Here is a 21,844-nt window from a genome sequence, read left to right as displayed (position 1 = left end):
GCAGCCCTATGCAGCGTGCCTCAGCTTACGCGCCGCTCCCGGTTCTCCCAATACGGCCTACGCAGCTCGCGCTTCAGGATCTTGCCGGCGCCCGAGAGCGGCAGCGGAGTTGCCGTGATGTCGACGCTGCGCGGGCATTTGTAGCCGGCGATCAGCGTCTTGCAGTGCTCCATCAGCTCTTCCGGCGTGGCACTGGCGCCGCTCTTCATCACCACGACGGCGTGGACCTGCTCGCCCCAGCGCTCGCTTGGGATGCCGATCACGGCGCATTGCGCCACCGCCGGATGCTGGGCCAACGCGTTCTCGACCTCGGCCGAATAGACGTTCTCGCCGCCGGAGATGATCATGTCCTTGACGCGGTCGACGACGTAGACGAAGCCGTCCTCGTCCATGTAGCCGCCGTCGCCGGTGTGCATCCAGCCGTCGATCACGGCGCGCGCAGTCTCCTCGGGCCGCTCCCAATAGCCCATCATCACCATATCGCCGCGCACCGCGATCTCGCCGACGGTGCCCGGCGGCACGACCTTGTCTTCGGCGTCGACGATCTTGACCTCGGCGCCGAGCGTGGCGCGGCCCGCGCCGCGGTGCCGGCCCTTGGCGCGGCCCTCGCCGATATGCTCCTTCCAGTGCAGCAGCGTCGCGATCGGCGACAGCTCGGTCATCCCGTAGGCCTGCGTGAACTCGACATGTGGCAGCGCCTTCATGGCGCGCATCAGCACGGCATCGCTGATGACGGAGGCGCCGTAGGAAATCCGCTTCAACGACGACAGGTCATAGTTGCCGAGCGTCGGGTGATCGACGAACATCTGGATCATGGTCGGCACTAGCAGCACGTCGGTGATGCGCTCCTTCTGCACGGCGGCCGCGACGCCGTCGGGTGTAAAACCCTGGATCACGACATTGGAGCCGCCGGACAGCAGCACCGAATACATCGCCGCGCCATTGGCGAGGTGGAACATCGGCGCGGCGTGCAGGTAGATCGTGCTGCCCGGCCAAAGCCCTTCGCCGAGCGCGTTCAGCGCATTGGCCATCAGATTGCCATGGCTCAGCATCACGCCCTTGGAGCGGCCGGTGGTGCCGCCGGTGTAGAAGATGCCGGCGAGATCGTCACGGGTGCGCATCGCGTCCGGGATCGGCTCGCAGCGCGCGATCAGCGTCTCGTAATTCTCCATGCCGGCGGGCGTCTCGCCCTCGTCGGCATAAACCAGCTTGAGGCCGGGAATGGCGCCCGCCAGCGTCGTGCCGATCGGTGCAAACGCCTTGTCGACGAACAGGATTGTTGCGCGGCAGTCGCGCAGCGCGTCCTCGTTCTCGATCGGCGACCAGCGGATGTTGAGCGGCACGATCACGGCGCCGGCCCAACCGACGGCCAGGTAGAGCTCGAGATAGCGGTCGGAATTCAGCGACAGGATCGCGACGCGGTCGCCGTTGCCAGCGCCAAGCGAGCGGATCGCGGAGGCAAGGCGGGCGACGCGACTGCCGACCTCGCGCCAGGTGCGGCGCCGCTCACCGCAGACGACCGCGAGACCGTTTGGATTGACCTGCAGCGCCCGCCGCAGCCCGTGTGTGATGTTCACTCCCGTCCTCCCTTGATGCGTTTCCCTTGCGAGGCGGTTTGCCCGCCTTCTCGCGCGTTGTTGTTTTGGCGATGCCGTCGGTGAGGCGGATTGCGAATTCCTCGGCGACGGCGCGTCCGGTCAGCTCGCCGCCGGGCTGGAACCAGTGTCCGATCCAGTTCAGGGAGCCGGCGATGGCGAACGCTGCGAGCTTCGGGTCGCAGGGTTTCACCGAACCGTCCGCGATGCCAGAGGCGATATAGTCGCGGAAGGCGCGGTCGATCCGCCGCTTCGCGGTCTGCACGGTCTTGCGGTTGTGCTCGCTGAGATCGCGAAGATCGAAGCGAACCAGGCTCTTGCCGTAGTCCGTCGTCATCAGCTCGGCGTAGCGGATGGTGAGCTTGCGCAGCTTGTCGAGGCCACTGCCGGCACTGGCCGAGGTCTCGGCAATGCATTCGTCGACCAGCTCGTGCCCGATCGACCAGCACTCGAACAGGATCTCGTCCTTGCCGCGGAAGTAGTTGTAGAGCGCGGGCTTGGTGATGTTGAGCCGCTTGGCGACGTCGCTCAGCGTGGCGCGATGATAGCCCTGCTCGAGGAACAGTTGCACGGCGGCGTGCAGCACCGCTTCGCGCTTCTCGTCGCGGGCGCGGCGCCGGCTCTCGAACGGCAGCCAGGGCGACTCGGTGTTGGAAGAGGGGATGCGGGCGTCCATCGCGTTGCCGTTGTCGCATTGACTCCTGAAGGTCGCCCGTATATTACCCGTGGGTAATAAATAGTCCAGTGGGTAATTTCCGGGAGGACACGCGATGACGTCACGCACCTATGTTGCCGGGGTCGGCATGATTCCGTTCGTCAAGCCCGGCGCCAATGCGCCGTATCATGTGATGGGTGCCGAGGCGGCCAAGCTCGCGCTCGCTGACGCCGGCCTCGATTACGGCAGAGTGCAACAGGCCTATGTCGGCTATGTCTACGGCGACTCCACCTGCGGGCAGCGCGCGCTCTATCCGGTCGGCATGACCGGCATCCCGATCATCAACGTCAACAACAACTGCTCGACCGGCTCGACCGCGCTGTTCCTGGCGCGGCAGGCGATCGAATCGGGCGCGGCCGATTGCGTGATGGCGCTCGGCTTCGAGCAGATGAAGCCCGGGGCGCTCGGGGCCGTGTTCACCGACCGCCCCAGCGCGTTCGACGATTTCGATGCCGCCGCCGACAAGCTGGTTGACGCGCCCGGCGTGCCGCTGGCGCTGCGCTATTTCGGCGGCGCGGGCTTGAGCCACATGAAGAAATACGGCACGCCGCTCAGCGCATTTGCCAAAGTGCGCGCCAAGGCGAGCCGCCACGCCAAGAACAATCCGCTGGCGCTGTTCCGCAAGGAGGTCACCGCCGACGACGTGATGAACGACCAGGTGATCTGGCCCGGCGTGATGACGCGGCTGATGGCGTGTCCGCCGACCTGCGGCGGCGCCGCCGCCATCCTGGTCTCGGAGAAATTCGCCGATCAGCACGGCCTCAACAAGCAGGTCCGCATCGCAGCGCAAGCGATGACAACCGACACGCCGTCGACTTTCGGGGCTAACGACATGATGCAGCTGGTCGGCTACGACATGGCGCGCGATGCCGCGAGCAAGGTCTACGAGGCCGCCGGCATCGGCCCCAGGGATGTCGACGTCGTCGAGTTGCACGACTGCTTCGCCCATAACGAGCTGATCACCTATGAAGGGCTCGGCCTGTGCGGCGAGGGTGAGGCGGCGAAATTCATCGATGACGGCGACAACACCTATGGCGGCAGGATCGTCACCAATCCCTCAGGCGGCCTGCTGTCGAAGGGCCATCCGCTCGGCGCCACCGGCCTTGCGCAGTGCTACGAGCTGACGCGGCAGCTGCGCGGCACCGCCGCGGCGACGCAAGTGGGGGGCGCGCGGCTCGCCCTGCAGCACAATCTCGGATTGGGCGGCGCCTGTGTGGTGACGCTCTACGAACGCACCTGAGGCCGCCCATGGTCGATCAATCTGCCGTCGGGCGCGAATTCACGCCGGTGACCGCGCGCGTCGAGCCGGGGCGCCTGCGCTTCTTTCTCGATACCCTCGGCGAGAGGAATCCGGTTTTTCGGGAAGGGCCGGCGGCTCCGGTGCCGCCGACCTATCTATTTTGTCTGGAGATGATGGATGCGCCCGATCCATTCGAGTTCCTGACCGCGCTCGGTATCGATCTCGCCCGGGTGCTGCACGGCGAGCAGCGCTTCGACTATCACGCCCCCGTGGTGGTCGGCGACACCCTGACCTTCCGGCCGCGCGTCAGCAGCGTCACTGACAAGAAGGGCGGGGCGATGACGCTGATCGTGGTCGAGACCGCGGTCACCAACCAGGCCGGCGTCCATGTCGCCGATACCTCGCGCACCATCGTGGTGCGCAATGCGAGGCCGTCATGAGCAGCAGCGTTCCGTCGGTCGGCGACCGCATCGTCCACAAGGCATTCCCGTCGATCTCTCGCCACCGCCTCGCGCTCTACTGCGGCGCCTCCGGCGACCACAACCCGATCCATGTCGACATCGACTTTGCGAAGGCGGCCGGGTTTCCCGACGTGTTCGCGCACGGCATGCTGGTCATGGGTTATCTCGGCCAGGCGCTGACGGATGCGGTCGTGCCGTCACGCATCCGCTCGTTCTCGACGCGCTTTGCCGCAATCACCCAGCTCGGCGCCGCATTGACCTGCGAGGGCACGGTGACCGAGCTGATCGAGCAGGGCGGCGAGAAGCGCGCGAAACTCGCGCTCACCGCCAAGGACCAGAACGGCGAGATCAAGCTCGCGGGCGAAGCCATCATCGCGCTTTAGGAGAAATCATGTCGAAGCTGCAAGGGAAGGTCGCGCTCGTCTCCGGATCGGGCCGCGGCATCGGGCGCGCGATCGCGCTAAAACTGGCGCGCGAGGGCGCGCGTGTCGTGGTCAACGACCTCGATGCCGAGCCGGGCAATGCTGTGGTCGCCGAGATCAAGGCCATGGGCGGCGAGGCGATCGCGATCAATGGCAGCGTGACGGAAGCCGGCTTTGCCGATCGCTTTGTCGGCAGTGCCATCGATAAATTCGGCGGCCTCGACATCATCGTCAACAATGCCGGCTACACCTGGGACTCGACGATCCAGAAGATGTCGGACGAGCAGTTCCAGGCCATGCTCGACGTCCATCTCGTCGCCCCGTTCCGGATCATGCGCGCGGCGTCGGAGCCGATCCGGGTGATGGCGAAGAAGGAGGCCGAGGCGGGACGCGAGGTGTTCCGCAAGGTCGTCAACATCTCCTCGATCGCGGGCCTCTACGGCAATGCCGGGCAGGCGAGCTATTCTTCGGCCAAGGCGTCGTTGATCGGATTGACGCGCACGATGTGCAAGGAGTGGGGCCGCTACAAGGTCAACGTCAATTGCGTGGCGTTCGGCCTGATCAACACCCGCCTGACCCAGCCGATCGAGAGCCAGCAGAAGACCATCGACGTCGCCGGCCGCGACATCAAGGTCGGCGTCCAGCCGCAGATGCTGGAGGCGATGGGCCGCATGATCCCGCTCGGCCGCGGCGGCACGCCGGAAGAGGCGGCGGATGCGGTCTATCTGTTCTGCGCTCCGGAATCGAACTACATCAGTGGTCAGGTGATCGTCGCCGGCGGCGGTCTCTTGATTTAGCACGAGGGAATGATGCACTACCGATCGTCCTGGATGACCGAGGAGCTGGACACCTTCCGTGACCAGTTCCGCAAATTCCTCGCCAAGGACCTGGCGCCGCACGCCGAGAAATGGCGCGAGCAGAAGCTGGTCGACCGCTCAGCCTGGCGCGCACTCGGCGAGATGGGCGCGCTGCTGCCGAGCGTGCCGGAGGCCTATGGCGGCCTGGGCGCCAGCTTCGCCTATGACGCCGCCGTGCTCGACGACCTCGAGAGCACGGTGCCGGAGCTGACCACCGGCGTCTCCGTGCACAGCGCGATCGTCGCGCACTACATCGTCAATTACGGCTCGGAGGAGCAGAAAAAGCGCTGGTTGCCGAAGATGGCGTCCGGCGAGATGGTCGGCGCCATCGCGATGACCGAGCCCGGCACCGGCTCCGATTTGCAAGCCGTCAAGACCACGGCGAAGAAGCAGGGCAATTCCTACGTCATCAACGGCCAGAAGACGTTCATTACCAATGGCCAGGCTGCCGATCTCGTCATCGTGGTGGCGCGCACCGGAGCGCCGGGCGCCAAAGGCATCTCGCTGATCGTCGTTGAAACCGCGGGTGCCGAGGGCTACCGGCGCGGGCGTAACCTCGACAAGATCGGTCTCCATGCCTCGGACACCTCCGAACTGTTCTTCGACAATGTCACGGTGCCGCCGGAGAACCTGCTCGGCAATGAGGAGGGTAACGGCTTCGTCCAGTTGATGCAGCAATTGCCGCAGGAGCGGCTGTCGCTCGCGATCGGCGCGGTCGCCTCGATGGAGCGCGCGGTCAGGATCACCGCCGAATACACCAAGCAGCGCACCGCGTTCGGCAAGCCGCTGATCGAGTTCCAGAACACCGCATTCACGCTCGCCGAGCGCAAGACCGAGGCGATGATCGCTCGGGTGTTCGTCGACTGGTGCGTCGAGCGCCTGGTCGCCGGCGACCTCGACACCGTGACGGCCTCGATGGCGAAATGGTGGTGCTCGCAGAAGCAGGTCGAGACCGCCGACGAATGCCTGCAGCTGCATGGCGGCTACGGCTACATGCAGGAATATCCGATCTCGCGCATGTTCATCGATTCCCGCATCCAGAAGATCTATGGCGGCACCAACGAGATCATGAAGGTGCTGATCGCGCGCTCGCTGTAGGCAAGCGCGCGACCCTGGCGATACTACATCGCGCGCACGTTCTTCAGGAACTTGTCGACCTGGATTTCCAGCTCGGATGCGTTGCTGGCGAGCTCTCCGGAGGCCGACAGCACGTTCTCGGCGGCCTTGCTGGCATCGTCGATCGCCTTGGTCGTTCCGTTGATGTTGGCGGTGACCTCTTTGGTGGCCGCGGCCTGCTCCTCGACGGCGCTGGCGATCACGGTCGAGATCTCGCTGATCTGGACGATCACCTGCGAGATCGCCTTCAGCGCCGTGGCGGTGTTGCCGGTCGCCGTCTGCATCTCGTTGATCTGCGCCGAAATGTCTTCCGTGGCCTTGGCGGTCTGGTTGGCCAGCGCTTTCACCTCGGATGCGACGACAGCAAAGCCCCGGCCGGCCTCGCCGGCGCGCGCGGACTCGATCGTGGCGTTGAGCGCGAGCAGATTGGTCTGTCCGGCGATCTGGCTGATCAGGGCGACGACGTCGCCGATCTTCTGCGCCATGGTGACGAGGCCGGCGACCAGCTTGTCGGATTTCTCGGCCTCCTCGACCGCCATGCGGGCGATGCGGCTCGCCTCGGTCACCTGGCGGCTGATCTCATTGACCGAGGACGACAACTCTTCGGACGCGGACGCCGCGCTTGCCGAGCGCTGATTGACGAATTCGGCGGTTGTCGTCAGCGATCGTGCGGTGCCCTGCATTTGCGTCGAGGCCGATGCCAGCATCCCCGCAAGGCCCTTCACGTCCTTCTCGAAATCGTCGGCGAGCTTCACGTTGCTGGTGACGACGGACCAGCTCAGCATCGCGCCGGTGTAATTGCCGCGCTTGTCGGTCAGCCCGGAGACCCTGAGATCGAGCGTTTCCGGACCGAGTTTGATCTTGGCCGCATGCGGCAGGTTCTTTGGATCGCCGACGATGCGGCGCTGATGCGCCGGGTTCTTGTGGAAGATGTCGAACGAGTTGCCGAGGATCTTGTCCGGCGGCACCGGAAGCAGATGCTTGACCGTGTCGAGCGTCTTGAGGCTGGTCTGGTTGACGTAGGTGATGTTGAACTCGGTGTCGCACATCATGATGTTGATCGGCATGTTGTCGAGCATCTGCAACAGCCGCTCGGTCTGGGTTTCGAGCCGCGCCTTCTCGGTCGCAAGCTCCCAGGTCAGCATCGGTCCCGAGTAGCGGCCCCGCGAATTGGTCATCGCCGTGACCGTGAGATCGAGCGTCTCGCCGCCAATGGTGATGCGCGCCTTGTGCGGCAGGTTCTTCGGATCGGAGAGGAGCCGGCGCTGATGCTGCGGGTTCTTGTGAAAGATATCGATCGACTGCCCGATCAGCGCGTCGACCTTCACCGGCAGCACGTGCTCGATCTTCTTCAGGTTCTGCCGCGTCGACTCGTTGATGTATGTGATCCTGAAGTTGTCCAGCTCGCAGAGCATGATGCTGATCGGCATGTCGTCGAACAGCCGGTACGAATTGTCTGATGTCACTGCACTTGCAACGCTCTTGATCCCCAGCATCGAGTCCTCCACAAGTTGATTGGGCTTACGATAGGCCGCACGAAGCCGCACGCCCTGATGCCGCAGGGCGGGCGCAATGTGCGCGGTGCATTTGCTGATTTTCGATGGCCGTATGTGATTCGAGTTCGATCAAGAAGTGTATGCAATGTGCTGTTCGCGATGGCACGAGGCTGATGACGCGATGCACGCGACGAGCACAGGCCGAAGTCGCCGAGAAAGACGATGATCTGCGGCGAAATTCGCGCAAACCAGCGGCGCAGGTGCCGAGCGGTTGCTTACCGCACCGTAGTCGTACGGTGGCGCGCGCGAACGGCACAATGTTTGTCAGCGTGCACATGGGCACTTTTTACATAGCGAGTCAGCCGCGCTCCCGCTGCAAGACGGTGGCATGGCGCGGCAGCCGAACGCGCGTTCGATGTCGACCGCATCGATCTGCGGACCTCGTCACTGCGCACGCTCGGTCCGGCTGGTGTCGCCGCGCGATCGTCACGAAGCCACTGGCGAACGGCCGCTTGCAGAATGCATCTGGAGGTTGAACGCCGGAGCGGCGCGTTGCTGGATGGAGCCGGTGATGAGCAGCGTGATATCCATCCGGATGAGGTGGCGACGGGCTCGGCAGCTGGACGACGGTGGTCCTGCGCGCCGGCTGGGCCGCGATGATCCCGCCCGCAATCGTCCGCTCTGCGGAAATCGACGATGGAACAGCGTTGCCCATTGGCAATCGCATGGCTAGGCGCCGCTTCGCCCGCAAGACGCAGCTTCGGCCTTGCACGGTATTTCCGTCTATCATACCCCGTGGGACCACGAACCGCGCGAAGCCAAGGCGCGCCAGTAGCCGCAGGGAGTCCTCATGACCAAAAGCAATGCCCGCACCGGAGGCCAGATCCTGATCGACCAGCTGGTTGCGCAAGGGGTGGAGCGCGTCACCTGCGTGCCGGGCGAGAGCTACCTGGCCGCGCTCGATGCCCTGCATGACAGCCCGATCGACGTCATGATCTGCCGCGCCGAGGGTGGTGCGGCGATGATGGCGGAGGCCTATGGCAAGCTCACCGGGCGCCCCGGCATCTGCTTCGTCACCCGCGGCCCGGGTTCGACCAACGCTGCCCATGGCGTGCACATCGCGATGCAGGATTCCACCCCGATGATCCTGTTCGTCGGTCAGGTCGACACCGGCATGCGCGAGCGTGAGGCGTTCCAGGAACTCGACTACAAGGCGGTGTTCGGCACCATGGCGAAATGGGCGGTCGAGATCGATCGTCCCGACCGCATTCCCGAGCTGGTCGCGCGCGCCTTCCGCGTTGCGTTGCAGGGCCGCCCCGGTCCGGTCGTGATCTCGCTGCCGGAGAACATGCTGACCGAAACCGCCGCCGTCGCCGACGCGCCGAAGGTCGAGCCTGTGCAGGCCTGGCCGGCACCGTCGGATCTCGAGCGCCTCGGCACCATGCTGGCCGGCGCCAAGGCGCCGATCGTGGTGCTCGGCGGCTCGGCCTGGACCGCAGAAGCGGCCAAGGGCATCGCACGCCTTGCCGAGCGCTTCGACCTGCCGGTCGCGACCTCGTTTCGCCGCGCCTCGCTGTTCGACGCCGACCATTCGCATTATGCCGGCGATCTCGGCATCGGCCCGAGCCCGAAGCTCAGGGATCGCATCACTGGCGCCGACGTCATTCTGTTGATCGGCGGCCGCATGTCGGAGATGCCGTCATCGTCCTACACGCTGCTCGACATTCCCGTGCCGAGCCAGAAGCTGATTCACGTCCATCCGGGCTCCGAAGAGCTCGGCCGCGTCTACCAGCCGGCGCTGGCGATCCAGGCAACGCCTGCCGCCTTCGCCGCCGCGGTCGAGAGCATGAAGCCCGCAGCCGCGCCCGCCTGGCAGGGCGAGGCCGCCAAGGCCCACGCGGATTACCTCGCCTGGACCGACAAGCCGCGCGAGCTGCCGGGCCGTTTCCAGTATGGCGAGGTCGTGACCTGGCTGCGCGACCGGCTGCCGAAGGATGCGATCGTCTGCAACGGCGCCGGCAACTACGCCGGCTGGATCCATCGCCACCATCGCTTCCACGCTTTCGCAGCCCAACTCGCGCCGACCTCCGGCTCGATGGGCTATGGCGTACCGGCGGCCGTGATGGCCAAGCGGCAGCACCCGGATCGCGTCGTCGTCGCGTTCGCCGGCGACGGCTGCTTCCTGATGAACGGGCAGGAGTTCGCCACCGCCGTGCAGTATGACGCGCCGCTGATCGTCGTCGTCATCGACAACGCGCAATACGGCACCATTCGCATGCATCAGGAGCGCGATTATCCCGGCCGTGTGGTCGGCACCCAGCTCAAGAATCCGGACTTTGCGCTCTATGCAACGGCGTTCGGCGGCCATGGCGAGAGGGTCGAGCGCACCGAGGATTTCGCGCCGGCCTTCGAGCGTGCGCTGGCGTCCGGCAAGCCCGCGATCCTGCATTGCCTGGTCGATCAGCGCGCGCTGTCGGTCGGCAAGGATTTTGTGCCCGCGCAGGCAGCGGGCTGATGGTGCAATCCGCCGGCCGTCACGTTGCGATCATCGGTGCCGGCGCTGTCGGCGCGATCAGCGCCATCGAGGTGCTGCGCGCGGGCCACAGAGTCACGTTGATCGATCCGGGCGAGCCTGGCGGCACCCAGGCCGCGAGCTATGGCAATGCCGGCTGGCTGTCGTCGCATTCGGTGATCCCACCGGCCGAGCCCGGCACCTGGAAGAAGGTGCCGGGCTATCTGATGGACCCGCTCGGGCCGCTTTCGATCCGCTGGTCGTATCTGCCGAAAGCGTTGCCGTGGCTGATCAAGTATCTGCTGTCGAGCAGGACCGAGGCGCAGGTCGAGGTCACCGGGCGGGCGATGCGCGATCTCTTGAAGGACGCGCCGCTGCTGCACCGGCAACTCGCCGAGGAAGCCGGCGTGCCCGAGCTGATCGAGCGGCGCGGGGTGATGCACGTGTTTCCCTCGCGCGATCAGTTCGACCGCGATCTCGGCTGGCGCATCCGCAAGCGTGTCGGCATCGAATGGCTCGAGCTTGACGGAAATGAGATGCGCCAGCGCGAGCCCGATCTGCATCCCCGCTACAAGTTCGGCGTCGTGGTGGAGGAGGCCGGCCGCTGCCGCGATCCCGGCGCCTACGTCGCAGCGCTCGCCGCGCACGCGATTGCGAACGGCGCCGAGCGCATCGTCGCCAAGGCGACGGGACTCAAGCTTGCGGGCGACAGGCTCGTCGCCGTGGTCACCGAGCGTGGCGAGATCGCATGCGACGCCGCGGTGGTTGCCGCCGGCGCACGCTCGAAGCAGCTGACCGCATCGATCGGCGATCCGCTGCCGCTCGAGACTGAGCGCGGCTATCACGTCATGATCGAGCATCCGGAATCCGGACCGCGCAATTCGATGATGGCCTCGGATGCCAAGATGGTGGTCAATTGGACCGACAAGGGTCTGCGCGCCGCCGGCACCGTGGAGATCGCCGGGCTTGACGCCGCGCCGAACTGGAAGCGCGCCGAGATCCTGCGCGAGCATCTCCTCAGCATGTTCCCGAAACTGCCGAGGGACATTCCGCCCTCGCGGATCAAGACCTGGTTCGGCCATCGCCCGAGCATGCCCGACGGCCGGCCCTGCATCGGCCATAGCCGCGCCTCGCGCGACGTGGTCTATGCGTTCGGCCACGGCCATGTCGGCCTGGTCGGCTCGGCCCGAACCGGCCGGCTGGTCGCGCAACTGCTCAGTGGCAAGGCGCCGGAGATCCCGCTGCAGCCGTTCGCGCCGTCGCGTTTCCTGTAGGACGCCGCGAGGACACACTGACCTCAATTCTCGCCGGCCCAGGCCGTGATCGCAGCCGGTGCGATCACGCGTCTCGGCGTGTGCGGATTAATCGTTCCGGCGCTGACGTCCTGAGTTTGTTCGAGCAGGGTGCGCGCAAACGCCCTGGCTTCCTGCTCGGTCGTGAAGGTGCGGGTCTGGCGCGCGACGCGGTGGTGTCCGGCCTCAGGGCTCCTCACGGCGAACGACACGTACCAGATGGCCTTGTCCGTCTTCATCCCGCGTCTCAGGCCACGATGCTTTGCCCGCACGATCGGGACGTGGCGCTGGATGTTCGATATGCAAAAAGTGCCAAGGGAGGAATCCTTAAATACAGCAGATGACGGTTAATTGGCTCTTCGGCGGACAGGGATGCTACAGGATCGGCGCTGATACCGATACGGGCGGCATATTACCTCTCAACCGATGGGTGAATATAATGCGGCGTGGCGGTGTTGGTTCCTGCGATCCGAAATCGCAGTATTGGGCTGCGCGCTCGGGTGACCCCAGCCGGTCCGCCCCGCACTAGACGGCTTCGTCCCCCTTGCCAGCTGCGGCGATGGCCTTCTCGACCTCCGCAGCGAGGGCCGCAAGATGCTCGGCGAGCTTAGTGAACAATTCGCGCTTCCGGATGTCCGTGGCAAGGTCGCGGATCAGGGCGCACTCCGCGGCATCGGTGCGAAGCTTCTCCAGATGCGTCAGCATGTCCTGCATTTTTTCTCCCCATCGCCGTTTTCGGCAAACGGTAGGTGGCGCGGATTCCGGCGACAATAACGTTTGATAAGTTTGTCCCCGGCCCCGAATCCTCGACTTGGGTCATTCGGCTTTTCAGAATTTAACTTGACGCCGCACCCAACTCAGATGTTCAATACGCCCGTCTCACCCGACACGAGGGGCGCTTCGCGGTCGTCACGAACGCGGGTCGAGATGCGGTGGACGCGGTCGTGCGCAGTCGACGAATGCGCATGAAGCGGACGGTGAAGTCGTGTGGTCCTGACGCCCTAACGGCAGGTGTCTTTTCCGATTGCGCAGGTCGCGCGTTGCGAAGACGGTGACAAAAAAAGCCCAGTCTCGCCGGGGAGAGCACGAAGTAAGCCGTAGCCCATCGCGCAGGGAAAGCCGGGTTGTTTCCGGTTACACCTGTGGTCCTACCCCCCGTGCTTTCTACCTATTGCACGGGGCCCATGGGTGCGATCGGCACCCGGCTTTCCCTGCGCCCTCTGCGAGAGAAGAGGGTGAAACGAAGAGCAAGACTCGGGCAACTCATGTCGCGAGAATGCGAATGTGTGACTCACAGACCGTGCAACAAATTCAGTGTCGTCCCGGGCTTGAGCCGGGACCCGTAGCCAGGAATGCGAATTGGATTGCAGAGCTGTGGCTACAACTCATGTCAACAACGCAACCCTGTGGTTATGGGTTCCTGCTTTCGCAGGGACGACAGCGAGGATGAGGCTTCTGCCTCTCTCACTGTCCGATGCGCACCACCATCTTGCCGAGCGCTGCGCGGGTCTGCATCGTCGTGAACGCCGCGCGGAAATCTTCGAGCTCGAACACCTTGCCGACAACCGGCGTCAGGCTGCCGTCATTCAACCATGCCGACAATTGCGTCATCACGCGCGCCTGCGCCTCGGGTTCGCGGCGCGCGATCTGCGCGGCGTCGACGCCGATCAGGAGGCCGCCCTTCAACAGCGGCAGGTTGAACGGCAGAGCGGGGATCTGGCCTGCCGCAAAGCCGACCACGACATGGCGGCCGTTCCAGGCGATCGAGCGGAATGCCTGCAGCGAAACCTCGCCGCCGACCGGATCGAAGATCACGTCGGGTCCATGGCCGCCGGTTGCGTCCTTCAGCGCATCGCGCCAATCGGGCTTCGTATAGTCGACGACAGCGTCGGCGCCGAAGCTTGCGGCGAAACTGCGCTTCTCGTCCGTCGAGGCGGCGGCGACGACGCGCGCGCCGAGCAACTTGCCGACCTGGATCGCGGCGATGCCGGTGCCGCCGGCGGCGCCGAGCACGAGCAACTGCTCGCCGGCCTTGAGCGAGCCGCGCTCGGCGAGCGCGTACAGTGCGGTGAGGTAGTTGGTGCGAAAGGCCGCGGCGGCCTCCATCGACAGACCGTCGGGCATGACCTCGACGGCGGCGGGCGGCACCACGATGGACTCGGCGAGTGCGCCCGAGCGCGCCGCGCCCATCACCCGCATGCCCGGCGTGATGCCGGTGACGTCACTCGCGACCTCGTCGACTACGCCGGCGAATTCCGCACCGGGCGTGAAGGGCAGGGTATCCTTGGTCTGGTAGCGGCCTTCGACCTTCAATCCGTCAACGAAGCCGATGCTGGCGGCGTGGACCCGGACGCGGATCTGTCCGGGGCCGGGTTCGGGGGTGGCGATCTCTTTCAGCCCGATCTGATCGATGGGTGCGTATTGCTCGACGACGACCGCCTTCATTCTGTCCTGCTCGCTTGTTCGTTTCCGTTGGCCGAACCTATCCCATGTCCGTTGTTCTACGGGGAGAGCTTTTTCGCAAGCAGCGCCGGCGTCAGCTGCGGAAATCCAGCATCTTCAACGACATCGCGAAAAGACCGGCGTTTACCCGTTGTTATCCCTACCAAATTCGGTAACGCGTCCTTAATGGCATTAACGATAGGGTTTTTCCACGCGGCCCGCTTTGGGCTGCGCGCCGTCCAGGACAGGCGGGTTGCGTTCGCGTTGGAGTTTTTCATGGATATCATGACAGGCGCCGGGCTGTTGGCCGGCATCATCGTCATCGCGGTGATGATGTTCATGGGCGGCGACCTGCACATGTTCATCTCCGAACATGCCGTGATCATCATATTCGGCGGCTCGATCGCGGCGACGATGATCCGCTTTCCGCTCGGCGTGATGCTGCACGGCCTGCCGCTCGGTGCCAAGTTTGCCTTCACCATGAGCCGGCTGTCGGCCCGCGACCTCGTCGACGAGCTCGCCCGCATCGCCGAGATCGCCCGCAAGCAGGGCCCGGTGGGCCTGGAGAAGGTCGAGACCGACGAGCCGTTCCTTGCCAAGGGCATCCGCTACGTCGCCGACGGTTACGACCTCGAATTCATCCGCGACAACATGGAGCGCGACCGCGACAATTTCCTGATGCACCTCGACGAGGGCAGCAAGATCTATCGCGCGATCGGCGACTGCGCGCCGGCCTTCGGCATGATCGGCACGCTGATCGGCATGGTGCAGATGTTCGCCAACATGACCGACCCGTCCAAGCTCGGCCCGTTCATGGCGACCGCGCTGCTCGCGACGCTGTACGGCGCGCTGGTGGCCAACCTGTTCTGCCTCCCGATCGCCGACAAGCTGCACGGCAAGCTGCTCGACGAGGAGACCAACCGCACGCTGATCATCGACGGCATCCTGATGATCCGCGATTCCAAGAGCCCGGCGCTGGTGCGCGAGATGCTGCTGGCCTATCTGCCGGAAAAGCATCGCCACGAGGAAGGCGAGCCGGTTCCGGCCTGACCGGCCGGCGCTTTCGGGAAACGCAGCGATGGCCAAGAAGAAGCGCGGCGACGCCCATACCGGAGGTCACGGCTGGTTCGTGACCTTCGCCGACCTGATGGGCCTGATGATGAGCTTCTTCGTGATGCTCGTCGCGTTCTCCACCATGGACAACAACAAGCTGAAGATCGTCGCCGGCTCGATGCGCGATGCCTTCGGCGTGCAGACCAATGTGCGCTATTCGGGAATCGTCGAGTCCGACGGTCTGCCGACGCGGCCGAAGCTGAAGAATGTCGAGCACATCTCGCCGGAAGAGTCCTCCGCCAATCCGACGCCGGACGAGAAGGAGCGCAGCCAGATCAACGGCGCGCGGCTGAAGATCGACCGCGAATTCGCGCTCGCCTCCGCCTCGCTGCGGCAGGCGCTGCAGGACATGCCGGAGCTGACCGAGATATCCAAGAACATCATGTTCGAGGAGACCAAGGAGGGGCTCAACCTCGAGATCGTCGACCAGGACGGCCGCTCGATGTTTGCCGACGGCTCCCGGGAGCCGTATGAGCGCACCCGCCGGTTGATCCAGAAGCTCGCCGCGCCGCTGAAGGCGACGCCGCTGCGGGTCGCGATCGTGGGGCATACGGCCGCAGGCTTCGTGCCGGCGCGCAGCGATTACGACGCCTTCGACCTGTCCGCGGACCGCGCCAATGCGGTGCGGCAGATCCTGGAGCGGGAAGGGCTGCCGCCGTCCCACATCTTCGCGGTTTCCGGCAAGGCGGATAGCCAGCCGCTGTTTCCCGACGACCCGACGCTTCCGGCGAACCGTCGCGTGACCATCACGTTGATGCGCGAAAATCCGCCACTGCCGCCGGATCTGAAGCCGTAGCTCCGGGTTACCCTGCTACCGCTGTCGGCCCGGTTGCTCGGTTGACAGGCGGGGCGGAAGCGTCGATAGCCGCGCGGATCAAAATCAACTGATCGGGCGTTCCAACCTCGTCATGGCTATCAGCGTCTCACCCACCGAGGCCCAGGAAACTCAAGGCACGAGCCAAGGAACCGGTAGCAGAGGCCAAGGCACCTCCAGCTTCTGGGCCCTGACGCTCGGCAGCATCGGAGTGGTGTTCGGCGATATCGGAACCTCGCCGCTCTACGCATTCCGCGAGGCAGTCGGCGGCGCCGCGCATGGCCAGCCGGTCACCCGCATCATGGTGCTGGGCGTGCTCAGCCTGATCCTGTGGGCGCTGTTCACCGTCGTCACCGCCAAATATGTCCTGCTGCTGCTGCGTGCCGACAATAACGGCGAGGGCGGCACGCTGTCGCTGATGGCGCTCGGCCAGCGCGCGATCGGACGGCGCAGCTGGCCGCTGCTCGCGCTCGGCGTGGTCGGCGCCTCGATGTTCATCGGCGATTCCATGATCACGCCGGCGATCTCGGTGCTGTCGGCGGTCGAAGGCCTCAAGCTCGCCACGCCGCATCTCGAGCACTATGTGGTGCCGCTGACGATCCTGATCCTCGTGCTGCTGTTCTCGGTACAGCGCACCGGCACGGCGCGCGTCGCCTCCGCCTTCGGCCCGGTGATGGTGCTGTGGTTCGCCTCGCTCGCGGTGATGGGGCTGGTCCACGTCATGGACGATCCGTCGGTGCTGGCGGCGATCAATCCCTATTATGCGATCCAGTTCATGCTGACCCACGGCACCGTCGGCCTGGTGACGCTCGGCGCGGTGTTCCTCGCGGTGACCGGCGGCGAGGCGCTGTATGCCGATCTCGGGCATTTCGGCCGCAAGCCGATCCAGTCCGGCTGGCTGTTCTTCGTGCTGCCGTCGCTGCTGCTGAACTATTTCGGGCAGGGCGCGCTGGTGCTGTCGGATCCGGCGGCAATCGAGAACTCGTTCTACCGCATGGTGCCCGACGCGCTGCTGCTGCCGCTGGTCGGGCTCGCCACTGCTGCCACCGTGATCGCGAGCCAGGCGGTGATCACCGGCGCCTATTCGTTGATCAGCCAGGCGGTGCAGCTCGGGCTCTTGCCGCGCTTCGAGGTCCGCTACACCTCTGAGACCCATGCAGGGCAGATCTATCTGCCGCGGGTCAACCGGCTGCTGCTGCTCGGCGTGCTGCTGCTGGTGCTGCTGTTCCGCACCTCGAGCGGGCTGGCCTCGGCCTATGGCATCGCCGTCTCCACCACCATGGTCGCCGACGGCATCATGGGCTTCATCGTGATCTGGAAGCTGTGGAACTGGCGCGTGGCGTCGGCCGCCGCATTGATCCTGCCCTTCGTGATCGTCGACATGACCTTCTTCAGCGCCAATCTCTTGAAGTTGTTCGAGGGCGCGTGGGTGCCGCTGCTGTTCGGCGTCGTGATGGCGACGATGATCTGGACCTGGCGTCGCGGCGCCGCGATCCTGATCGCCAAGACCCGCCGCATCGAGGTGCCGCTGCGCGACCTGATCCACAGTCTGGAGAAGCGGCCGCCGCATATCGTCAAGGGCACCGCGGTGTTCTTGACCAGCGACCCAAGCTTCGTGCCGACCGCGCTCTTGCACAATCTCAAGCACAACAAGGTGCTGCACGAGCACAACGTGATCCTGACCATCGAGACCGCACCGACACCGCGCGTCGACCTGTCGGAGCGCGTCACCATGGAAAAGATCAGCGACAAGTTCACCGCGGTGCGGCTGCGCTTCGGCTACATGGAATCGCCGAACGTGCCGAAGGCGCTCGCGGTCGCGCGCAAGCTCGGCTGGCAGTTCGACATCATGGCGACCTCGTTCTTCGTGTCGCGTCGGTCGCTGAAGCCGTCCGCCCAGTCCGGGATGCCGCAGTGGCAGGACCACCTTTTCATCGCGATGAGCCGGTCTGCCAACGATGCGACCGACTATTTCCAGATTCCCACCGGCAGGGTTGTTGAAGTGGGTACCCAGGTAACTATTTGAGCTGACAACGAATTCCGGCGTTGAAAAAGCCCTCATCTATGCGTGGTGCGCATGGTGGAGGCCTGAATCCGTGCTAACCTATGCATTCCTGCCGGGAGTATAGGCCTGCAACCCGGCATTGTGCAGTGCGGCAGAAGATAGAGGCGCAGCTTCCCATGTCATCCGAGAGTGCGATCACCGCGGCGGAAACGCCCGCGGCAAATGGCCATGGCGAGGCGCATTCAACCGCCACCTTCAAGGCGCTGATGCTCGGCAGCATCGGCGTGGTCTATGGCGACATCGGCACCAGCCCGCTGTACGCGCTGCGCGAAGCCGTGGTCGCGGCTGCCGGCGGCGAGGGCGCCGTGACGGCGCATGCGGTGCTCGGCGTGCTCAGCCTGATCCTGTGGGCGCTGATCGTTGTCGTGACGCTGAAATATGTCGTGATCCTGCTGCGTGCCGACAACAACGGCGAGGGCGGCACACTGGCGCTGATGGCGCTGGCGCAGCGCGCGGCCACCAAGGGCGCTGCCGCGATCGTGCTGCTCGGTATCATCAGCGGCGCGCTGTTCTATGGCGATGCCGTCATCACGCCGGCGCTGTCGGTGCTGTCGGCGATCGAAGGCATCAAACTCGTCACCTCGACATTCGATCCCTATGTCGTCCCGCTCACGGTGGTGATCCTGGTCGCCTTGTTCGCGGTGCAGTCGCGCGGCACCGCGCGCGTCGCGGCGTTCTTCGGCCCGGTGATGTGCGTCTGGTTCGCCGTGATCGCGATCGCGGCGCTGCCGCAGATCGTGCGGCATCCCGAGGTGCTGTACGCGTTCAACCCGATCTTGGCGGTGTCGTTCATGCTGCATCACGGCGTGATCGGCTTCATCACCCTCGGTGCCGTCTTCCTCGCCGTGACCGGCGCCGAGGCGCTCTATGCCGACCTCGGCCATTTCGGCAAACGCCCGATCCAGACCGCATGGCTGTTCATCGTGCTGCCGTCGCTGGCGCTGAACTATCTCGGGCAGGGCGCGCTTCTGATCGGCGATCCCAAGGGCATCGAGAATCCGTTCTTCCTGATGTTCCCGGACTGGGCGCTGATCCCGATGGTCGCGCTTGCGACCATGGCGACCGTGATCGCAAGCCAGGCCGTCATCACCGGCGCATACTCGCTGACGCGGCAGGCGATCCAGCTCGGCCTGCTGCCGCGGTTCGAGATCCGCCACACCTCGGAGGCGCATTCCGGCCAGATCTACATGCCGCGCATCAACCGGTTGCTGTTCATCGCTGTGATCGTGCTGGTGCTGATGTTCCGCTCGTCGAGCGCGCTGGCGTCGGCCTATGGCATCTCGGTGACCGGCACCATGGTGGTGACGGCGATGATGGGCTTCGTGGTGATCTGGAAGGTCTGGCGCTGGTCGCCGATCGCCGCCGCGGCGCTGGTCGCGCCGTTCCTGTTCCTGGACATCACGTTCCTGGCCGCCAACCTGCTCAAGGTGTTCGAGGGCGGCTGGGTGCCGCTTGCGCTCGGCGGGGCCATGATCGTGGTGATGTACACCTGGCGGCGCGGCAGCCGGCTGTTGTTCGAGAAGTCGCGCAAGCTGGAATTCCCGCTCGCCGATCTCGTCGCGATGCTGGAGAAGCGGCCGCCGCAGCGCGTCTCCGGGACCGCGGTATTCCTGACCAGCGATCCCATCAGCGCGCCGACCGCGCTGATGCACAGCCTCAAGCATTACAAGGTGCTGCACGAGAAGAACGTCATCCTGACCATCGAGACCGCGCCGACGCCGCGCATCGATCCGTCCGAGCGGGTGCGGATGGAGCAGCTGACCGAGACTTTCTCCAAGGTGACGCTGAAGTTCGGTTTCATGGAGCAGCCGAACGTGCCGAAGACGCTGGCAATCGCCCGCAAGCTCGGCTGGCAGTTCGACATCATGTCGACCTCGTTCTTCCTGTCCCGGCGCGCGCTGAAGCCGGCGGCGCATTCGGGCATGCCGAGCTGGCAGGACCATCTGTTCATCGCGCTGAGCCGTTCCTCGAACGATGCCACCGACTACTTCCAGATCCCGACCGGGAGGGTGGTCGAGGTCGGTACGCAAGTCACGATCTAGGGTCCACGATCCAGCGTTTCCGCGCGGCATCTAACCCGTTTCGGGCGCTTGATTTTCTCCGCGCAAGAGGCGACTTTGCGGCCCGGACCGGCGAGCCGCGACGCTCGCCCATCGAATAAGTCGGGAGGATATTTCCGTGGCGGACCACAAGGTGGAAGATTTGTTTCCGGACGAGGTGTCGAAGGGCATAGCGGAAGGCCGCTATCTCCTCGTCGACGTCCGCGAGCCCAACGAGGTCGCCGTCGAGGCCTATCCCGATGGCGTCGTCGTGCCGCTGTCGACGTTCGATCCGGCCGCCATACCCGATCCGCAGGGCAAGCAGGTGGTGTTCGCCTGCCGCTCCGGCAAGCGCTCGGTGACGGCTTCGCTCGCCGCCCAGGCCGCGGGCCTGCCCTACGACAAGCATCTGGCGGGCGGCATCATCGGCTGGAAGGCGGCGGGATTGCCCACCAAGACGGGCGGCTGATCCCTGACATGACCTCCATGAACAAGGTCTTCGCGGACCTTCCCGTCACCATCTTCGAGGCGATGTCGCAGGCTGCGCGCGACAACAACGCCATCAATCTCGGACAAGGCTTTCCCGACGATCCAGGACCGGAAGACATCCGCCGCGCCGCTGCGGATGCGTCGATCAACGGCTACAATCAGTATCCGTCGATGATGGGCATCCCGGAACTCCGTCAGGCAATCGCATCGCATTACGGCCACTGGCACGGGCTCAAGCTCGATCCGATGACCGAGGTGATGGTCACCTCCGGCGGCACCGAGGCGCTGACCTCCTCGATCCTCGCAGTGGTCGAGCCGGGCGACGAGGTGGTGTGCTTCCAGCCGGTCTATGATTCCTACCTGCCGATCATCCGCCAGGCCGGGGGCATCCCGCGGCTGTTGCGGCTCGAGCCGCCGGATTGGCGGCTGAACGAGGAGATGCTGCGCAGCGTCTTCAACCACAAGACCAAGGCGGTGCTGTTCAACAATCCGCTCAACCCCGCGGCGGTGGTCTATCCGCGCGAGGACCTCGAACTGCTGGCGCGGTATTGCCAGGAGTTCGACGTGGTCGCGATTTGCGACGAGGTCTGGGAGCATGTCGTGTTCGATGGCCGCGAGCACATCCCGCTGATCACGATTCCCGGCATGCGCGATCGCACTATCAAGGTCGGCAGCGCCGGCAAGATCTTCTCGCTGACGGGGTGGAAGATCGGCTTCGTCTGCGCCGCGCCGCCGCTGCTGCGTGTCGCCGCCAAGGTGCACCAGTTCCTCACCTTCACAACCGCGCCCAATCTGCAAGCGGCGGTGGCGTACGGACTCAACAAGTCGGACGACTATTTCCTCGAGATGCGCAAGGACATGGCACGGAGCCGTGACCGCCTGACCAAGGGACTGGAGAGCATCGGCTTTCCGGTGCTGAAGTCGCAGGGGACTTATTTCCTCACCGTCGACCTGTCGCCGCTCGGACTCAACGAGACCGACGCGGAGTTCTGCTGGCGAATTGTGCAGGATTACAAGGTCGCGGCCATTCCGGTGTCGGCGTTTTACGAGCAGGATGCGGTGACGTCGGTGGTCCGTTTCTGTTTCGCCAAGAAGGATTCGACGCTCGACACCGCGCTGGAGCGGCTCGCCGACGCCGTGCATCGTCGCAAGAGGTAGACCAGAATGCAGAAGCAG

General features: G+C 65.1%; 20 protein-coding genes. 13 read left to right on the top strand and 7 right to left on the bottom strand.

All coding sequences use genetic code 11. The features are described from left to right. Positions 1 to 20 precede the first annotated feature (20 nt). Positions 21 to 1,577: an acyl-CoA synthetase gene (locus ACVISU_RS04840; RefSeq protein WP_456706170.1), complete on the bottom strand. Its 1,557-nt coding sequence runs from the start codon at positions 1,575 to 1,577 to the stop codon at positions 21 to 23. Next, positions 1,507 to 2,271, bottom strand: coding sequence for a TetR/AcrR family transcriptional regulator (locus ACVISU_RS04835; protein WP_456710757.1), 765 nt, complete (start codon positions 2,269 to 2,271; stop codon positions 1,507 to 1,509). The genes ACVISU_RS04840 and ACVISU_RS04835 overlap by 71 nt, the downstream gene beginning before the upstream one ends. Positions 2,272 to 2,365: 94 nt before the next feature. Here ACVISU_RS04835 and ACVISU_RS04830 point away from each other — a divergent pair, with 94 nt between their 5' ends. From ACVISU_RS04830 to ACVISU_RS04810, 5 genes are read left to right on the top strand one after another with little or no spacing between them, the layout of a single operon-like run. Further along, complete coding sequence (locus tag ACVISU_RS04830; protein WP_456706169.1) at positions 2,366 to 3,550, top strand: lipid-transfer protein; 1,185 nt, start codon at positions 2,366 to 2,368, stop codon at positions 3,548 to 3,550. 8 nt (positions 3,551 to 3,558) lie between these two features. Beyond that, positions 3,559 to 3,990, top strand: coding sequence for a MaoC family dehydratase N-terminal domain-containing protein (locus tag ACVISU_RS04825; RefSeq protein WP_050404673.1), 432 nt, complete (start codon positions 3,559 to 3,561; stop codon positions 3,988 to 3,990). Next, positions 3,987 to 4,394 (top strand): MaoC family dehydratase, encoded by a 408-nt coding sequence (locus tag ACVISU_RS04820; protein WP_050404672.1) that lies wholly within the window; start codon positions 3,987 to 3,989, stop codon positions 4,392 to 4,394. The genes ACVISU_RS04825 and ACVISU_RS04820 overlap by 4 nt, the downstream gene beginning before the upstream one ends. Positions 4,395 to 4,402: 8 nt before the next feature. Next, positions 4,403 to 5,230: an SDR family NAD(P)-dependent oxidoreductase gene (locus ACVISU_RS04815; protein WP_456706168.1), complete on the top strand. Its 828-nt coding sequence runs from the start codon at positions 4,403 to 4,405 to the stop codon at positions 5,228 to 5,230. 12 nt (positions 5,231 to 5,242) lie between these two features. After that, the gene (locus ACVISU_RS04810) at positions 5,243 to 6,388 is read left to right on the top strand and encodes an acyl-CoA dehydrogenase family protein (protein WP_050404670.1); all 1,146 of its coding nucleotides are present in this window, start codon (positions 5,243 to 5,245) and stop codon (positions 6,386 to 6,388) included. Positions 6,389 to 6,411: 23 nt separating this feature from the next. Here the strand turns inward: ACVISU_RS04810 and ACVISU_RS04805 are convergent, their stop codons facing one another. After that, complete coding sequence (locus ACVISU_RS04805; RefSeq protein ID WP_063695235.1) at positions 6,412 to 7,902, bottom strand: methyl-accepting chemotaxis protein; 1,491 nt, start codon at positions 7,900 to 7,902, stop codon at positions 6,412 to 6,414. A gap of 850 nt (positions 7,903 to 8,752) precedes the next feature. Here ACVISU_RS04805 and ACVISU_RS04800 point away from each other — a divergent pair. Beyond that, positions 8,753 to 10,417 (top strand): thiamine pyrophosphate-binding protein, encoded by a 1,665-nt coding sequence (locus ACVISU_RS04800; protein ID WP_456706167.1) that lies wholly within the window; start codon positions 8,753 to 8,755, stop codon positions 10,415 to 10,417. Next, positions 10,417 to 11,688 carry an NAD(P)/FAD-dependent oxidoreductase gene (locus ACVISU_RS04795; protein WP_456706166.1) on the top strand — a complete coding sequence of 424 codons (1,272 nt, stop codon included), beginning with the start codon at positions 10,417 to 10,419 and terminating at the stop codon, positions 11,686 to 11,688. Before ACVISU_RS04800 ends, ACVISU_RS04795 begins: the two co-directional genes overlap by 1 nt. A gap of 23 nt (positions 11,689 to 11,711) precedes the next feature. Here ACVISU_RS04795 and ACVISU_RS04790 read toward each other — a convergent pair whose 3' ends face one another. The 4 genes from ACVISU_RS04790 to ACVISU_RS04775 form a co-directional block, all read right to left on the bottom strand. Continuing rightward, a complete protein-coding gene (locus tag ACVISU_RS04790; protein ID WP_050404666.1) occupies positions 11,712 to 11,945 on the bottom strand; it encodes a hypothetical protein in 234 nt (77 codons plus the stop codon). Positions 11,946 to 12,231: 286 nt separating this feature from the next. Further along, positions 12,232 to 12,420, bottom strand: a complete 189-nt coding sequence (locus tag ACVISU_RS04785) for a hypothetical protein (RefSeq protein WP_456706165.1) — start codon at positions 12,418 to 12,420, stop codon at positions 12,232 to 12,234. 750 nt (positions 12,421 to 13,170) lie between these two features. Further along, positions 13,171 to 14,151: an NADPH:quinone oxidoreductase family protein gene (locus ACVISU_RS04780; protein WP_050404664.1), complete on the bottom strand. Its 981-nt coding sequence runs from the start codon at positions 14,149 to 14,151 to the stop codon at positions 13,171 to 13,173. Positions 14,152 to 14,207: 56 nt separating this feature from the next. After that, on the bottom strand, positions 14,208 to 14,426 hold the full coding sequence (locus tag ACVISU_RS04775; protein WP_157113201.1) for a hypothetical protein: 219 nt from the start codon (positions 14,424 to 14,426) through the stop codon (positions 14,208 to 14,210). Here ACVISU_RS04775 and ACVISU_RS04770 point away from each other — a divergent pair. From ACVISU_RS04770 to ACVISU_RS04745, 6 genes are all read left to right on the top strand, one after another. After that, complete coding sequence (locus tag ACVISU_RS04770) at positions 14,425 to 15,198, top strand: motility protein A (RefSeq protein ID WP_050404663.1); 774 nt, start codon at positions 14,425 to 14,427, stop codon at positions 15,196 to 15,198. The two genes, ACVISU_RS04775 and ACVISU_RS04770, sit on opposite strands and share 2 nt — an antisense overlap. 28 nt (positions 15,199 to 15,226) lie before the next feature. Then, positions 15,227 to 16,057: an OmpA/MotB family protein gene (locus ACVISU_RS04765; RefSeq protein WP_050404662.1), complete on the top strand. Its 831-nt coding sequence runs from the start codon at positions 15,227 to 15,229 to the stop codon at positions 16,055 to 16,057. 112 nt (positions 16,058 to 16,169) lie between these two features. Then, positions 16,170 to 18,101 (top strand): potassium transporter Kup, encoded by a 1,932-nt coding sequence (locus tag ACVISU_RS04760; protein ID WP_456706164.1) that lies wholly within the window; start codon positions 16,170 to 16,172, stop codon positions 18,099 to 18,101. 155 nt (positions 18,102 to 18,256) lie between these two features. Then, on the top strand, positions 18,257 to 20,182 hold the full coding sequence (locus ACVISU_RS04755) for a potassium transporter Kup (protein ID WP_456706163.1): 1,926 nt from the start codon (positions 18,257 to 18,259) through the stop codon (positions 20,180 to 20,182). A 136-nt stretch (positions 20,183 to 20,318) separates the two neighbouring features. After that, on the top strand, positions 20,319 to 20,648 hold the full coding sequence (locus tag ACVISU_RS04750; protein ID WP_016848419.1) for a rhodanese-like domain-containing protein: 330 nt from the start codon (positions 20,319 to 20,321) through the stop codon (positions 20,646 to 20,648). Between the two features lie 8 nt (positions 20,649 to 20,656). Then, the gene (locus tag ACVISU_RS04745; RefSeq protein WP_050404660.1) at positions 20,657 to 21,826 is read left to right on the top strand and encodes an aminotransferase; all 1,170 of its coding nucleotides are present in this window, start codon (positions 20,657 to 20,659) and stop codon (positions 21,824 to 21,826) included. Positions 21,827 to 21,844 lie beyond the last annotated feature (18 nt).

The organism is Bradyrhizobium sp. USDA 4452, from assembly GCF_054063575.1.
The sequence above is the reverse complement of the archived record's forward strand: the minus strand, read 5'-3'. Positions and strand labels throughout refer to the sequence as shown.

Bases quoted from the DNA above. Each gene is read 5' to 3' on its own strand.
- ACVISU_RS04835 (WP_456710757.1), bottom strand. From the start codon at position 2,271: ATGGACGCCCGCATCCCCTCTTCCAACACCGAGTCGCCCTGGCTGCCG.
- ACVISU_RS04830 (WP_456706169.1), top strand. From the start codon at position 2,366: ATGACGTCACGCACCTATGTTGCCGGGGTCGGCATGATTCCGTTCGTC.
- ACVISU_RS04825 (WP_050404673.1), top strand. From the start codon at position 3,559: ATGGTCGATCAATCTGCCGTCGGGCGCGAATTCACGCCGGTGACCGCG.
- ACVISU_RS04820 (WP_050404672.1), top strand. From the start codon at position 3,987: ATGAGCAGCAGCGTTCCGTCGGTCGGCGACCGCATCGTCCACAAGGCA.
- ACVISU_RS04815 (WP_456706168.1), top strand. From the start codon at position 4,403: ATGTCGAAGCTGCAAGGGAAGGTCGCGCTCGTCTCCGGATCGGGCCGC.
- ACVISU_RS04810 (WP_050404670.1), top strand. From the start codon at position 5,243: ATGCACTACCGATCGTCCTGGATGACCGAGGAGCTGGACACCTTCCGT.
- ACVISU_RS04805 (WP_063695235.1), bottom strand. From the start codon at position 7,902: ATGCTGGGGATCAAGAGCGTTGCAAGTGCAGTGACATCAGACAATTCG.
- ACVISU_RS04800 (WP_456706167.1), top strand. From the start codon at position 8,753: ATGACCAAAAGCAATGCCCGCACCGGAGGCCAGATCCTGATCGACCAG.
- ACVISU_RS04795 (WP_456706166.1), top strand. From the start codon at position 10,417: ATGGTGCAATCCGCCGGCCGTCACGTTGCGATCATCGGTGCCGGCGCT.
- ACVISU_RS04790 (WP_050404666.1), bottom strand. From the start codon at position 11,945: ATGAAGACGGACAAGGCCATCTGGTACGTGTCGTTCGCCGTGAGGAGC.
- ACVISU_RS04785 (WP_456706165.1), bottom strand. From the start codon at position 12,420: ATGCAGGACATGCTGACGCATCTGGAGAAGCTTCGCACCGATGCCGCG.
- ACVISU_RS04780 (WP_050404664.1), bottom strand. From the start codon at position 14,151: ATGAAGGCGGTCGTCGTCGAGCAATACGCACCCATCGATCAGATCGGG.
- ACVISU_RS04770 (WP_050404663.1), top strand. From the start codon at position 14,425: ATGGATATCATGACAGGCGCCGGGCTGTTGGCCGGCATCATCGTCATC.
- ACVISU_RS04775 (WP_157113201.1), bottom strand. From the start codon at position 14,426: ATGAAAAACTCCAACGCGAACGCAACCCGCCTGTCCTGGACGGCGCGC.
- ACVISU_RS04765 (WP_050404662.1), top strand. From the start codon at position 15,227: ATGGCCAAGAAGAAGCGCGGCGACGCCCATACCGGAGGTCACGGCTGG.
- ACVISU_RS04760 (WP_456706164.1), top strand. From the start codon at position 16,170: ATGGCTATCAGCGTCTCACCCACCGAGGCCCAGGAAACTCAAGGCACG.
- ACVISU_RS04755 (WP_456706163.1), top strand. From the start codon at position 18,257: ATGTCATCCGAGAGTGCGATCACCGCGGCGGAAACGCCCGCGGCAAAT.
- ACVISU_RS04745 (WP_050404660.1), top strand. From the start codon at position 20,657: ATGACCTCCATGAACAAGGTCTTCGCGGACCTTCCCGTCACCATCTTC.